The sequence below is a fragment of the Microcoleus sp. Pol7_B2 genome (assembly GCF_036701035.1).
Taxonomy (GTDB): domain Bacteria; phylum Cyanobacteriota; class Cyanobacteriia; order Cyanobacteriales; family Microcoleaceae; genus Microcoleus.
In genome coordinates this window covers 1-15,013 of the sequence record NZ_JAUBQB010000050.1, presented here as the reverse complement: position 1 = coordinate 15,013, position 15,013 = coordinate 1, and the positions used below count along the sequence as shown (strand labels likewise).

At 45.6% G+C, this 15,013-nt stretch carries 11 protein-coding genes; 6 read left to right on the top strand and 5 right to left on the bottom strand.

The features are described from left to right. Window positions 1-110: 110 nt before the first annotated feature. The gene (gene kaiB, locus QUA57_RS18480; RefSeq protein WP_006632119.1) at window positions 111-425 is read right to left on the bottom strand and encodes a circadian clock protein KaiB; all 315 of its coding nucleotides are present in this window, start codon (window positions 423-425) and stop codon (window positions 111-113) included. A 187-nt stretch (window positions 426-612) separates the two neighbouring features. Next, the gene (locus tag QUA57_RS18475; RefSeq protein ID WP_333062825.1) at window positions 613-1,548 is read right to left on the bottom strand and encodes a circadian clock protein KaiA; all 936 of its coding nucleotides are present in this window, start codon (window positions 1,546-1,548) and stop codon (window positions 613-615) included. 396 nt (window positions 1,549-1,944) lie between these two features. On the opposite strand from QUA57_RS18475, the gene QUA57_RS18470 reads away from it, so the two are divergent. The 5 genes from QUA57_RS18470 to QUA57_RS18450 all read left to right on the top strand — a co-directional run bounded on the left by QUA57_RS18470 (window position 1,945) and on the right by QUA57_RS18450 (window position 10,535). Next, on the top strand, window positions 1,945-5,202 hold the full coding sequence (locus QUA57_RS18470; protein ID WP_333062826.1) for an ATP-binding protein: 3,258 nt from the start codon (window positions 1,945-1,947) through the stop codon (window positions 5,200-5,202). Between the two features lie 358 nt (window positions 5,203-5,560). Beyond that, the gene (locus QUA57_RS18465; protein ID WP_445251925.1) at window positions 5,561-6,442 is read left to right on the top strand and encodes a tetratricopeptide repeat protein; all 882 of its coding nucleotides are present in this window, start codon (window positions 5,561-5,563) and stop codon (window positions 6,440-6,442) included. Window positions 6,443-6,677: 235 nt separating this feature from the next. Then, window positions 6,678-7,871 (top strand): glutathione S-transferase family protein, encoded by a 1,194-nt coding sequence (locus tag QUA57_RS18460; RefSeq protein ID WP_333062829.1) that lies wholly within the window; start codon window positions 6,678-6,680, stop codon window positions 7,869-7,871. Between the two features lie 137 nt (window positions 7,872-8,008). Next, a complete protein-coding gene (locus QUA57_RS18455; RefSeq protein WP_333062831.1) occupies window positions 8,009-9,598 on the top strand; it encodes a hypothetical protein in 1,590 nt (529 codons plus the stop codon). Window positions 9,599-9,662: 64 nt separating this feature from the next. Beyond that, complete coding sequence (locus tag QUA57_RS18450) at window positions 9,663-10,535, top strand: macro domain-containing protein (protein WP_333062832.1); 873 nt, start codon at window positions 9,663-9,665, stop codon at window positions 10,533-10,535. Window positions 10,536-10,562: 27 nt separating this feature from the next. On the opposite strand, the gene QUA57_RS18445 is transcribed toward QUA57_RS18450, so the two are convergent. The 3 genes from QUA57_RS18445 to QUA57_RS18435 all read right to left on the bottom strand — a co-directional run bounded on the left by QUA57_RS18445 (window position 10,563) and on the right by QUA57_RS18435 (window position 14,253). Beyond that, window positions 10,563-11,798, bottom strand: coding sequence for a DUF4062 domain-containing protein (locus tag QUA57_RS18445; protein WP_333062833.1), 1,236 nt, complete (start codon window positions 11,796-11,798; stop codon window positions 10,563-10,565). A gap of 316 nt (window positions 11,799-12,114) precedes the next feature. Next, window positions 12,115-12,765 carry an RNA ligase family protein gene (locus QUA57_RS18440; protein ID WP_333062834.1) on the bottom strand — a complete coding sequence of 217 codons (651 nt, stop codon included), beginning with the start codon at window positions 12,763-12,765 and terminating at the stop codon, window positions 12,115-12,117. Between the two features lie 243 nt (window positions 12,766-13,008). Further along, window positions 13,009-14,253 carry an HhoA/HhoB/HtrA family serine endopeptidase gene (locus QUA57_RS18435; protein ID WP_333062835.1) on the bottom strand — a complete coding sequence of 415 codons (1,245 nt, stop codon included), beginning with the start codon at window positions 14,251-14,253 and terminating at the stop codon, window positions 13,009-13,011. 177 nt (window positions 14,254-14,430) lie between these two features. On the opposite strand from QUA57_RS18435, the gene QUA57_RS18430 reads away from it, so the two are divergent. Beyond that, window positions 14,431-14,784 carry a metal-sensing transcriptional repressor gene (locus tag QUA57_RS18430; RefSeq protein ID WP_242723064.1) on the top strand — a complete coding sequence of 118 codons (354 nt, stop codon included), beginning with the start codon at window positions 14,431-14,433 and terminating at the stop codon, window positions 14,782-14,784. Window positions 14,785-15,013 lie beyond the last annotated feature (229 nt).

Here is a 15,013-nt window from a genome sequence, read left to right as displayed (position 1 = left end):
AACATCGTTCGACGCTCGCGCGACTCGACGCTTCGACTGAGCGCTCGCCGAACGTTTCACGCCAAACCGAAGTCTCAAATCTAAAATCGACTGACTCTCACCTGATTATCTTATGAATTCAGGTCTTCTTCGCGAAGTTCTTCATAGAGCAAATCTAATCCTATCAGAACTTTCTCACGATCGGACAAATCGCCAATAATTTTTCGCACCGGCGGCGGCAGGATTTTGGCCAGCGTCGGGGTTGCCAATATTTTGTCCTCTTCTGCTAGCTGAGGGTTTTTGAGAACATCTATGACTTTCAGCGCGTAGACACCTTGAAATTCTTGTTCTAGGATGTCCTTTAGGGTTTTCAAAGCTCGCACTGAGTTGGGAGTATTCCCCGCAACGTACAGCTTCAGAACGTAGGTTTTCTTCAGAGGACTCATGAACTTTTTTAAATGTTGAGTATTAGTTGTCAGATGTTAGTTGTAGTTGTTATTTGTCTTAAATCCGCTGTTCTTTGTTATTTTATAATAATTTCCGCCTCGCGCTCGCGCGGCAGTTAGTCGGCTCCTTTCTTTTTTGTTAGATTCTACCTTCTACCTTTTTTTTTTAAATTATGCCTAATCCCTTCTACATTCTACCTTGAGAGGTCTCTTTCGGAATCGATCGCCGATACATCTCGCACATATGAGCGATCGCGTCAATCAGGGTCAAACGGTAATCCAGCAATATTTCCTCGCTGCGCCCTTCTATTTTTAGCTGTTTAGCAAACTCGTCCATTAATTCCATGTGAATCTCTACAATTTGAGTCACGGGAACGTCCGCAAAAAAAGCCAAATTCACAAATTCATCTATTTGATTGTTGACCGCAACATCTTGAGAAAAATAATTCAAAACGATGTCGCGATAACTTGACTTGAGTTGCTCCAAAAACTTTTGCTTCTCTGGTACCGACAGATTTCTCAAAAAAATCTGGGAATTTCTTTTATAATACACACCTAAGTATCCTAATCGCTCCCGTAGTTTTTCCGCCAGTCGCCGCTGCTGTCGGCTGAGCAAACTTTGAGCAGTCAATTGGGCTGTCGCATCGACCGTTACGGATTGGTAATTGACAGGAACCGGAGTTGAAAGTTTCAGAAATTGTGCGATCGCCTGATCGATACCCGCAGCTATTTCGCTCGAACGAGCGATTGCCAGTTGCACCTCAGCAGGGTGATAAAAAAAAGCACAGCTTTCGTCTAGACTCTTGTTGGCGGTACTGGCTGCGGCCTCAAAACCATCTGAATATGGTGCTTCGGGCCTGCCATCGACGTGTGCGTGAGGCGAAAAAATCACAGCAGGCAAAAAGAGCGATCGTTCTTGCAGCTTGCCCAGAAGCGATCGCAGAGCCCCATCCACCTCCAAAACCAAACAATCAAGGTGATAATTGTGCTTAAGGAACCCCAAAAGCTCCACTGCCGACTTAATGTGCGTTAAAGTATAGCGTTCGCCTCTCAAAAGCTCGATCGCAGAGGCTGCAATTTCCTCAGAGCGGACAAAAATACCGATAGAAAGTTGAGGAAGCAAAGCTGTAGGTACACCACCTAAGTTGCCTGAAAGTGCTGGATCGCTCAGAGTTGATATCTCCTTTACAAAAAACTTAACATTTTAACAATCATCTCAATATTTATTTTAACCAATCTTAACCGCAAAATAAGTGATGCGCTTCTACCAGAAGAAGAATCAAAGTGTACTCCGTGGTTTTTGTGTCAAGCACCCTGAGCGTGATTTCTGCAATTAAGCTTAAGCCTTAAAATAATTGCTAGTCGCCTCAAATCAGGCGTAGGCATCGAACTCCCCGGTGTCGGTGCAGATACGGAGCCTGATAGCGAACTGATATAAAACAAATAAGATACAGAAATTCGCAGCTACATTGAGCATCAAAAATATTACTGCTCTCGCGAGCAGACTCTCAGGTTTGTTATGCCACTCACCACCCCCAGTCTCAAAAATTTTATCGAGCCAGTGCCGCTGTGCCTCCAAACGGGTGCGGTAGAATCGCTGCAGTCAATTTTCAGATCCTGTAACTGCGATCGAGTCGCAGTAGTCAACGAACAGCTACAGCCGCTTGGATTAGTGTACCTCCGCAGCCTTTGGGCCCGCGCGGCCGATCGCACAAACGACGGGCAGCAACCTTTGTCAGAAAGCTCGATCGCGATCGAACCAGTCAGGGCATTACCCGCCGCTATGAGCGTCAGCGAATTCTGGGAGTACCTGCAAACAGAGGAACAGAACACCCCAGCCCGGCAAAACCGCCAAACCGCCGGCACCCCCTCCAACACTCCGATCGCCGTCACAGATGCCAGTGGTCAATTTTTAGGAATGCTAGACAGCCTGAGCCTGCTGCAATTCGCCGCACTCAACAGCAGCTCGCTCTGCTGCCTCACAGAAGAGGAAACAGTCGTCAAAGAAATCGAATTAAAACCGGTTTCCGAAGCCATCGCCACCGCCCTAGACGCTCAACTGCGCTTTCTAGAAGCAGGATTGAAACCTTCGGAAAACCTGAACTCCCTAGTCGAACTGTTGGAAAAACTGCCCTTGCCCCTGAGATTGCAAACCCCAACCGCACAAATAGTCAGTCAAAACGCAGCGTGGCGGATTTTGCTGGGAGCAGGCCCAGAACCAGTTCCAGAACCAGCAGCAAATTTGGGTAAACACTCGCCCCGCAAACCAAGCCATTTAACAAGCGAATACAAGAGCGTGCAGTTAGAGGCCATCACCAAAGAATGCAGGAGCCTAGTAGGAGCAAGTAGATCGGGCGATTCCCTGCGGGATAGCTTCGCCGCGCGTGATTCAACCGCAGCCACCAGTTGCCCGCTGCCCTTGTACGCAGCCGCCTCCCCCTCAACCTTAACCGCTCCAGCTTGGTGCCCCACCGCCGGCAAACCAGACACCTACATTTGCGAATGCCCCGTACAAAAAGATCAAGAACGGATCTGGCAATTTGTCAAACAGCCGCTCTCAGACAAGCTAATTCTAGTAATGGGACAAGATGTCACCGAAGAACATTTAGTCGCCAAAGAATTAGCAGCAAAAAACGCAGATTTAATCCACCTCAACCGACTAAAAGACGAATTTTTATCCTGCATCAGCCACGAACTAAAAACCCCGCTCACGGCCGTCCTCGGTTTGTCCAGCCTCCTCAAAGATAAATTGATCGGAGAACTCAACGACCGCCAAACACGCTACGCCAAATTAATCCATAAAAGCGGGCGGCATTTGATGACAATAGTTAACGATATATTAGACTTGACCCGGATGGAAACCGGGCAGCTAGAACTAATTCCCGAAGCAGTCGAAATAGCATCAACCTGCCAAAGAGCCTTTGAACAAGCAAAACAACTGCAACAGCAAGAAGAAAAAAACCCTCCCAGCGCCAGCCAAACGGACGGTACAGCAAACGCAGAACCCTCCGCCCAAATAGAATTTACACTCGAAATAGAACCGGAACTGAGCCACTTAGTTGCCGACGAACTGCGGCTGCGGCAAATGCTAGTTAACCTCCTTTCCAATGCCCTAAAATTCACCGAGATCGGCGGCAAAATCGGATTGAAAGTGAATGTTTGGGAAGGCTGGATCGCATTCACAGTTTGGGACACTGGCATCGGCATCCCCGCCGACAAACAGCACCTAATCTTTCAGAAATTCCAACAGCTAGAAAGCCCGCTCACCAGGCGCTTTCAAGGAACCGGACTGGGACTGGTACTAACTCAACGCCTAGCTCGGCTCCACGGCGGAGACGTTTCGTTTATTTCCTCAGAAAACCAAGGCTCTCAATTTACGCTGCTGCTGCCACCAACTCCTCCGGGAAACAGCAGTGAAGAAGTCCCGGCACCGGGAGCGGCTGAGGAAGAATTATTAAAACCACAATATCCGACTCTGATCGCCAATTCTCCCTCTCGTTTAGTATTAATAGTCGAAGCAGTTCCCAAATATATCGAAGATTTAACCAACGTCATCTCAGGTTTGGGCTACCAAGTAATAGTCGCCCGTTCCGGCACCGAAGCGCTGGAAAAAGCCCGCAGGTTCAGTCCCGAAGCGATTTTCCTCAACCCTCTGCTGCCACTGCTCTCGGGTTGGGACGTGCTGACGCTGCTCAAGAGTGACCCGGATACCCGATCGATTCCGGCGATCGTCACGGCCACCAGAGGCGAAAAAGAACGGGCCAGTGTCAACCGAGCCGAAGGTTTTTTGATCTTGCCGGTGGAAGAACCCGCTTTGCGGCGGCTGCTGGCAGACTTGATCGGTCACAGTAATGCTAGTAGCGCCAAAGTAAGGAGTTCTTTAACCGTGTTGTGGCTCAGCCCGCAAAACAGTTCGTCTCAAGGTTCCGCTTTACTGCTCAACCCCAACTACTGCCGGGTTTTAGAAGCAGACGACCTCGGCCAAGCAGAACTCGTGGCCAGAATTTGGCGGCCCGATGCGATCGTCTTGGACGGTACAAGTCAACTGCAAAACCCCTTAGCTTTTATCGAACAGTTAAGTCGGTCTCGAAATTTGGGTTCTCTCCCCTTGGTGACTTTAGACCCCCCAACTACGCAACTGGCAAATCAAGTCAAAGGATTGTCGGTATTTCCCTGTTTAGCCACTAGCAGTCCCGACGACAGTGAAACTTCACCAACCGGGTTAATGCCAAGTGCTTTGTGGCAAGTGATTCAAGTTGCTGCGGGCATGAGTTGGAAGCCCAGCATTTTATTTGCCGACATTTCGACTTTACCCGATTTGCACTCCTCTTCTGAGGGGAACCCGACGGAAGAATTGGAACATTGCGAGCGATCGACAAATGCCGAGATTCCCCTCCCCAATTCCCAGTTTTCTACTCCCAACTTTCAAGCTTTGATCCAGTACATCCACACCGCAGGATTTCGAGGGTCGATCGCTCAGAGCTGGACAGAAGTTTTGCAGCAGTTGCAATATCAAAGCGTTGACTTAGTTTTGCTGTGTTTGCGAGATGCCCCCTCAGAATCCCCCGCTATGCTGCAGGCCCTGTCGAACTTGCGGCAAATGGCAGTAAAACTGCCAATTTTAGTCTGGGATTATCGATCTGCTGTAAATTCGGAATCCGAGGCGATCGACTTTCTACTGCAAGAAGTATCTGCTAAAATTTTGCCTTCTTCCTTATCAGCAGCACAATTGTTAGACAAAATTCAACAGGCTTTATTGACTCACTCTATTTCCTGAAAATGAAAAATTTACCAGGTTGGTAGTGAGGAATTAAATCCTCTCTAAACCAGTAAAAATAAACTATTATTTATGAGCAAAAACAGAATATTGTAACTTTTTAACTGACAAGCGCGAAGCGTTATTTATTAACTTATTTGAGTTTCTAATAACTCCTAAGTTTGCCTATTTGTAGTGAGGTGATAAGTCGTCTCTAAAACAGTGAAGAAAAACGGTTATCCTGAATGTAAACATAATTTGAGAAGTATTTAAATGAAAACCCCGAGGTGTTGCGAGTCAAGAAGCAATATCAAAACTCAAAAATATGAGTTATTATAGGCGATCGAGAAACCCTTATATTTTTTTCTGGGGCTGTACAGTGCCTAATCGCATTCCTTTAATATCTCTGCTACTCGCACTCGGTTTGTCGACAATGCCCGAGCCTGCTGTCGCACAGGCACTCCTGCCTTACACCCTGCAAATCGACTCTGCCCAACTGGAACAAACAGCCTTGAGCCTTGCAGAAGAAGCCGTCCAGCTAGCCAGACTGCAGCAGTACCAACTTGCCGTACCTAGAGCCGAACTCGCCACACAGTTAGCCCCCAAGAATGCTCAAACTTGGACTTTGTTAGGTAGCTTGTACCTTCAAGTCGAGCAGTTTGACAAAGGCATTGAAGCTTTGGGGCAAGCTCAATCTCTGTCGCCAGAAAATCCATCAATTAAATTTGTCTTGGGAGAAGCTCACTTTCGGAAAGCGAACTACGAGAAAGCAGTCGAATATTTGCAAGCAGGGTTAAAGTTAAAACCAGACACTCCAGGTGCATTATTTGATTTAGGCAATGCTTTTTATAAGCTGAAGCGGTTCGATCAGGCGATCGCCCAATATGAAAAAGCCTTTGCTTTAGAAAAAAACCTGTGGCCAGCTATTAACAATATCGGATTAGTCAAATACGAAATGGGAGATGTGGATAGCGCCATCAAACGCTGGGAACAGGCGATCGTGATCGACGACAAAGCAGCAGAATCAATGCTAGCTCTAGCAGTAGCACTCTACGGCAAAGGTGACAAAGAAAAAGGCTTAGCGATGGGAGAAGCAGCTCTAACGCTCGACAAACGCTATGCTACCGTAGAATATCTCAAAGAAAACCTCTGGGGCGATCGTTTAATCGCAGATACCCAAAAGTTGCTAGCCACTCCTGAAATGAAAGCAGCACTGGCTAAAATTCAAGACGCCCCACCCCCTCCCCAACTGTCGCCTTAATTGTAGTTAAGTTTCTAGTGAGGACTTGAGTCTTCAAAGCCTTTTTTAACTGAGAACCAACTATCTTATTCAGCACTAAGACCAAAAAATAGTTGAATACGCTATGGGTAGGGATAAGGTGCGCGCACAGCGCACCCTACAGATAGAGTTGGTGCGTAAGTTCTATTATTGCCACGAAGCAGTCGCTGTCTTCAATTCTCCAATCTAAAATCTAATATCTAATATCTAAAATCGCATGACCCCCCTAAGCTGGACAGAATTAGAAGCCTTCACAGACTTTGAAGTCGATCGCGTCAACGGGCCAACCAACGCTCAATCCCGCTTGCGCCTCTTTGGCAAAACCGAATCCGAGGTGAGAGTCACCCTGTACCGTGACAACCATGCTTGGTGTCCCTACTGCCAAAAAATTTGGCTGTGGCTGGAAGAAAAACAAATCCCCTACCGCATTGAGAAAGTTACTATGTTCTGCTATGGGGAAAAAGAAACTTGGTACAAACGCAAAGTGCCATCGGGAATGCTACCGGCGATCGAACTAGACGGCCGCATCATCACCGAAAGCGATGATATCTTAATCGCGCTGGAACGAGTCTATGGCCCCTTGGGTTTGGGAATGGAAAACCCCGCAGTGATTCCCCTGCGGCGGCTAGAGCGACTGCTATTTAGAGCCTGGTGCTCTTGGCTGTGCTACCCAGCAAGTTCAGCAAAAGTAGAACAGCACAACCGCAACCAATTTATCAGCGTCGTCGCCCAGGTAGAAAAGGCTCTCGCCAGCACTCCGGGGCCTTATTTCCTCGATGAATTTGGCACTGCGGATGTGATCTTTACGCCCTACGTCGAACGCATGAATGCCAGTCTTTACTACTACAAAGGTTACTCGATGCGGGAAGAAAACCCGCGCTTTGCTGACTGGTTTGCGGCGATGGAAACCCGTCCTACCTATCGTGGCACTCAGAGCGATTTTCACACCCACGTCCACGATTTACCGCCTCAGATGGGCGGGTGTTATGAAAACGGCGAACCTCAGATGCTTGTCAATAAAGCCCGCGTGGATAATGGGCCTTGGGCTGGACTGCCGGATGTGATGTATCCAGAACCGGAAACCTCCCGCGCTGAAGCACTTCACCGCGTTATCAAGCACCACCGCAATATCGTTCGAGTCAATCCTGCTGATGACAACTTGTTTGATGAGGCTTTGCGTTGTGCTTTAACTTTGATGATGACTGGCGAAGTTTGTACGCCGCCGCCCGGTTCTGATGCGGCTTTGCGGTATTTGCGCGATCGGGTGAATGTGCCCCGCGATATGTCCATCTACGCGGCCAAGCGATTGAGGGAAGCGTTGGAGGAAACGGCGGCTTTGGTGGGTGATGGCCAAGGTTCTCCGATTCTGCTGAAGCATCGGCGAGATCAAGATCCGGCTAATTTTGTGTAGGGGACGATCGGAAATTACTCCTATCTTCATTGAAGATAATTTTGGAGGCATAGAGGAAAACTTAAACTCAGAAATCACTCAGGGTGATGATCCAGGTAATTATCGTTAATCTTGTAGTAGAATATTACCCCAACAATATGCCAGTTGATACCAAGCTTTATCGTGTTCTAATTGCTAGCCCTGGAGACGTTACTCAAGAGCGGGGAATTATTCGACAACAAATTGCCAACTGGAACTCAATGCACTCTTCAGACATGAAAATGGTTCTGATGCCTTTGGGATGCGAAACAGATGGAACCCCTGATCTTGAGGAACGCGGACAAGCTATTATCAATCGTCAACTGGTTGACAATTGCGATCTCCTGATAGCTGTCTTCTGGACTCGACTTGGGACACCCACTCCTCAAGCCGACTCAGGTACTGTAGAAGAGATTGAGAGAGCACATAATGAAGGAAAACGCTGCATTGTCTACTTTTCGGATAAAGAAGCACCCCCTTCAGGAATCGATCTAAAACAGTACGAACGCCTTCTAAAATACAAAGAGGAGTTAAACAAGGAAGGATTGACTGATACCTATAAAACTATTGAAGAGTTCAGAGAGAAAGTTTTCCGACATATTACTGCATCAGTTTTAGAAATCACTAGGGAGGATAGAGAGCGACGAGCAGCAGAGCAGGAAGCAAAATCAATCGAACAGGCGCTCAGACTGCCAACGCAACCAGTTCTAACTTCTCCCAATTTTGAAATTTCGTTTGAAACCCTAACAGAGGCTCAAACCTCTGTTAAAAAACTACTTGAGTCTCCCTTCGGTGTTCAAGACATGGAAGAGGTAAAGGAAAAGGAAATCGCCAAGGTTCAATTTGTTCTTAGCTCTCCTGATCTCGCTGCTCTTCTGAGTCAGCAACCAACAGTAGAAACCATTTCAGTAATTGCTCAAATTTTAGAAACAGCCACTACACCTTCTATCTATGCAATTGCCACGATTTGCAAATATGGAAACGATTCCTCAGTCGATTGGCTAGCTATTGTTGGTGACTGGATAGAGCGTCTCAGTACCAGAAAGGTTGAAAGTGGATACCTAGGGGTAAATAATATCAAGATTTATCCTGCTTTACTTCTACTCTACACTGTAGGAATTTCTGCACTTCGTTCAAGGAAAACTAACTTTTTGCGAGAAGCTTTAGAGCGTCAAATCTATTCACTTGACTACGATCGTGAATTTAACTTAATAAACAAATTAGATCCGATATCTGTATTCTATGACCGTCTAGGGAAACTTATAGAACCTGGATTTGAACAAAGAAACACTCCCGTCAGCGACCATCTTGCTCCGCTAATCAAAAGTAAGCTATATCCTTATGAAGAAGAAGTTCAATATTTAAATTGGTTCGATCTTTTTGAATTCTTGCTTTCTCTAAAATCGGTTCATCTAAATGAAGAATTCCCTTATTTTGGATCATTTACTTGGCGTTGGGAAACGAATAGATTTATCATTAAGTCAATTCAAGATGCAATACTACAACAAGGTAGATATGGATCGGCAATCTTAACTATTTTCAATACAGCAGATGACTTAGAGCTCACAGCACAGAAGTATGACACTATCGCTAGCCGAAGTCGTTCGGATTTTTGGCGAGCAAGTCCTCATAAAAATGTTAGCAAACTTATTCAACTAGCAAAATCTGGGAAAAGAATAACGAGCTACCGCGATCTTGGTAACGCATAAATATTGCAACAGGCAATCCAGTTAGGAATAATCTAGTACAATCAAAGTTTGAAATTAACACCTAATGTCAAATAAATCTGTGAAAATCCGCCTCTATCTAAAGCTAATTACTAAAATTAGCTTTCCACGATTCGTAAATTCATTCGTAAGTACATTTGGTTTACTGTGGCTATTTATTGAACCTGCTACGCTGGTCTTCCCAGAGAAGCTCAACATAGGTTGGCTGGGTTACTTTGGACTTGCAGTTTTGTCGTTCATTTTTGCTATCATTCAATGCCGACCTCGAATGGCTATATCTAAAAAACTTATTTCTCCTGATTCAAATATTGAAATCAAAATAGGTGATCTCTTTGATGAAAACGGGCATTTAGTCATTGGTTGTAACGATACTTTTGATACAGAAATAGGAGAGATTATTCGAGACTCCAGTATTCAAGGACAGTTTCTTACAAAGGTTTATAGAGGCGATCGCAGCAGATTGGATGCAGATATTGAAGTAGCCCTCCAACCGTATCACACCGAGCGCCAGGAAGATTTTGATAAAAGTCGAGGAAAAACTTGGCGATACCCCATCGGTACAGTAATTACACTCAGTTCACATAATAAATGCTATTTCTTGACAGCTTATGGATACATGAACAATAACTTGAATATTCAATCAAATACCGACTATATTATGACTTCGCTGAATAAGCTCTGGAAAGAAGTTCGTCAAAAGTGCCAAGGTACAGGTGTAGCTATACCTATCATTGGCTCTGACCTTGCTCGTGTCGGCTTATCTAGAACTGAGTTAGCCAAGTTAATTATTACCTCTTTTATCGTTGAAACAAAGCGAACCTTCATTACTAAAAAATTAACCGTAATGATTTACGTCGAAGATTTAGATTCTATAGATTTCTATGATTTACAGGAATTTCTAGAATCTATCTGCTTCTGAGAGTTTTTGAAATTCTGCTAACAAAAACTAACCTACTATAGGAACAAATCCTTGAATCCGAATAGGTTTCTTATCGGCTATTGAGCTTGACACAATTACAAAAGAAGCATCAACCCGGACTCCCGTTGCTGTAGCAGGTTCAACATTCAAGTATTCAAAATACCCAGGATACCGTTGTAGAAACTCCTCAACTATGTACAGTCTTGTCAACCCTTCAGCAATCCAGCCTGATGCCTTTGTTTTACGCAGGAGTTCGGGCAACGGTGATGTATCAGGTCTTGTGAATGATTGCGCCAGACTTAGAAGACTGCTATCTATCTCCACCTCTTTACCAAAAATAGCCAAGGTTGCCCAAATATACGCAAGATCGGCTGGTCCTAAAGAGTTTCCACGAACACCTCCACCGACTGATATCATCCTGCTGGTATCTCCCGAATATCCATGAAAATTCTGAGGTGTTGTACATTCAATACGTACTAAGTTCTCCGTTGTAAACTCCGAGTCTGTTGAAACAGAATCGACTTGGATGGGGAAACTTTGATCGGACCAAGTTATGGAATTAATATATGCTTGGTCGGATCTATATGGTTTGCCCAGGCTTAGAAGGGCATGACGCACACTTCCTTGGGTTACTCGTGCAGTTACAGTAAAATGATTTCCCCCTCTTGATGGAATTGATTCACTCTTGACTAAACCGGGAAAGACGAGATTACCGAGTTTAATCCAAAAGCGGTAACTTCGTGCAGCCATCTCTCGCAATCGAGCATCAAGCTGAGAAACAAAAGAATGCGTCGTTGAAAAAGATGCAACAGAAACTTCCTTGTAGAGCGACAACAGCCAATCATTTAATCGCCCGTCTCGCTCAGAGTCTTGAATTCCCTCTAGCATGAAAAGTAAGCGTGGGATCTTGCGTTTAGTAGCCTGATTTCCCTCTTTATGGATGGGTGAATAGCCTGTGAAATCGGCGATACCGTAACTTCTACCAACTAATAACACAAAAATATCTGATTGATCGACACCGTTTAAATAAGCTTGTTCAGAAGCTTCATCTCTTGGTGTCATCTCCTCCCACATAATTGGATGAGCACCTATTTCGTATAAATATTTTCGAGCAGCTTGTCGTACAGGATTCATCTCGGCATCTCTCCGAGAACTAATGAAAATTCCCTTACCTGCAACCCACTCGCGGAAGCGCTCCTCAGCTAAAGGCTGGGGACGTGCTGTTGTGTCAATTAAGAGGTTGTTCCAGCTATCGTAACCCATTGGATATTTGTGACAATTAATTCAGAAACTTTCTACTGTGATATTTTTCCCCATTTGGTTAGTTTATAGGTAAAAACACAGAAGTTACAAAGATTTTAACAGACCGCACACAGACTGCTGCGTGATGTAAACCGATCGCGCCGTCCCACTCTCCAAATCAAAAATTGATACTTCCGCTTTGCACCTTCAGCACTGCCATCTCAGCACAAGATAGGTTCTTTGTCAACACTTCTGGTAAAGGGGGAGCAAAAAATGAGGTTTCACCGATCGCACTACTCGATCGATTCATGGAAAAAGTTAGCCTTCAGATTTTATATTACTCCCAGTAATTTTCCCAATCATCCTTAAAAGCTTGCTGCAATCTCTGCATATACGCATCAGTCTTAATCTTCACCATCCACAGATTATTAGCATTGCGGCCTCCCTTGCACACAACACCTTCATCTACACCGTATTTCCCCTTGCGAAGATCGTCCATAAACTTGGCCGTCAGTTGGCCGCGATAAATCACTCGCGCAATATTTAATTTACCAAAATCCTGAATAAACCGATCGGGAACAACCATACCTTTCTCAGTTTCCACATCAAAAAGCACCAGTTGTTTGCGATCGTCCTTTTGGTGGATTCCCGCAAACGAGTGAGCACCAAAAAACTCTGTAAACACAGTAATTTCAGCGCAGTGATACTGTTCGTTCTCTCGAAATATAGACTCTAAGGGACTAGAAAAGTCTCTTTTAAATATTTCAGGTGCTGTTTCTAAACCTGGATGTGCAGCATTAAATTCTGCAATTCCCATCTCATCCAAATCAAATCTACTGCGGCGCGTACCAAAAGCATACCAACCAAGTTCAACTTCCCAAACCCAATGCAAATTAGTGCCATCGTACTTCTCAAAAGCTATACATAGTTCATGAGGGCAATTTTTACTATCGAGAATTTTGGGATAGGCAAGTTGAACTCGTGTCATATTATCAATCACCAATAATAAAACTCGTTTGTAGTGAAGATTTTAGTGACTATTAAGCTGTGTGTGCATTTAAATTCCTGGTAAAATAGTTTTTCACTCCTGTGAGGTGGGCAGGAAAACCCGCCGTCAACATACAACTTAAATGCACAACAGCTTACCTAAACATATTAAGATTTGACTAAAATCCTCACTACATACAAACTTTATGTGGTTTTTAACAGTTTCCCCCCTTCCTCTTCACTTCTAAAAATCCATCAGTTGAGCAGTTTGAACGGCTACTTCTTTAATCTGGGAACCGCGGCGCACTTTCAGTTTCAGAATTTGACCGATTTTGCTGTTGTCCACCAAACTTTGCAACTGTTCCGCCTCAGTCACTCCCTCACCGTCAATTTGAACTATCACATCCCCTTTGCGAAGGCCTGCTTTCTCAGCAGGGGTGTTGGGCACAACTCTCATCACTAACACTCCCTTAACTTCCGGGACAATCAAAGGAGCATTGGGGTCAGAATTATTCTCTCTGGCCATTTCAGGAGTCAAAGCAATCATCTGAATCCCCAAAAACGGATGGCTGACTTGTTCTCCCTTGGCTAACTGCGCGTAAATGGCCTTGGCTTTGTCGATCGGAATCGCAAACCCAATACCCATTGCATCAGCTCGAATCGCCGTGTTGATGCCAATCACCTCTCCTCTGCTGTTTAACAGCGGGCCGCCAGAATTGCCGGGATTGATGGCGGCGTCGGTTTGAATGAAATCGAGCCGCTTGTCGGGAATGCCGACGGCTGCACTGGAGCGTTTGAGGGTGCTGATAATGCCCAAGGTGACGGTGTTGTCAAATCCCAGGGGGTTGCCCACGGCGATCGCCCAATCTCCCACTTTCACCGCGTCGGAATCTCCCAAGGTGGCAGTCGGCAAGTCTAATTGCTTAGTATTAATTTTGACAACAGCCAAATCTGTTACTTCGTCAGTACCTTGCACTTCTCCTGGAAATGTCCTGCCGTCGTTTAAGGTGACAGTCACTCGATCGGCTTTGTCAACTACGTGAGCGTTGGTTAAAACAATCCCGCTTTTGTCAATAATGAAGCCGGAACCTTGACCGCGTAAGCGTTCTTGTCTGGGGGTCATGCTCCGTAAATCTTCTCCCAAAAATCTACGGAAGAAGGGGTCTTCCATTAAAGGGTCGAGGTTGCGACTGACAGTGCGCTCGGTATCAATGCGGACAACAGCCGGCCCGACTTGATCGACAGCCGCCGTCACAAAACTGGCCGTATCCGCCGGGAGTTCCCCGCCCCGCAGTGCTAACAGTTGGGGATTCGGGGGAGTGGCTGGGGAATTCTGGAACTGTAAGTTGGGCGGGTTTGTGCCATCAGCAGCGGCAACGGGTGCAGCATTGATACCGAACGCACTCAGGGCGATCGTCATTGCTAAAATTAGGGCGAACCAACGAGTACCGATTCGAGGTGCGGGGCGAAAAAACTTAAATAGTCGCATAGCGTCAATCTTTGTTAGTCTGGGTTAGTCTGGTAAACGTGTGCGATCGTGCGGGCTCAATAATCTGCCACTATGAAGATCCTAAATATATTTTGACAGTTACAATACATGAGTCACCAGCCCGCACCAACTCAACATATTCTGAATTCTAACTTTTAAATTTCCTTCGTAACCCCAATGATTCTATCTGATACTTCTACTGACAAATCCTTGCCCTCCAATTCCCACCACCATCACGACGATAAATCAGCCCACCCTCACCATCACGATGAAGAATCGATGCGGCGGCTGGTAAATCGCTTGTCTCGGATTGAGGGACACGTCCGAGGTATTAAAACAATGGTGCAAGAAAACCGTCCTTGTCCCGAAGTTCTCGTGCAAGTTGCGGCGGTTCGAGGCGCGCTCGATCGCGTGGCGAGAATCATTCTTGATGAACATTTAACAGAGTGCATTGCCAGAGCCGCTAAAGAAGGCAATATCGATACGGAAATCGAAGAGTTGAAAGCGGCTTTGGATCGGTTTTTGCCTTAGCAGTTGCCAATTTTTACCTCCATATAACAAAACCTGCAAATTAAACAAAACTTGCAAGTTATGATTTCTGGCGCTTTTTTTGAGCATCTTTCTAAAACGCGGGAAAAGCATCACATCTTCTCCCCCTCACCCCCATTGCCACAACACATAATTTACAGCCGATTCCAGGTTTATGAAGTACAGTAGCAGCAGCTTGTAAACCAGTTTTTAAAGTGCTGTGGATTAACCA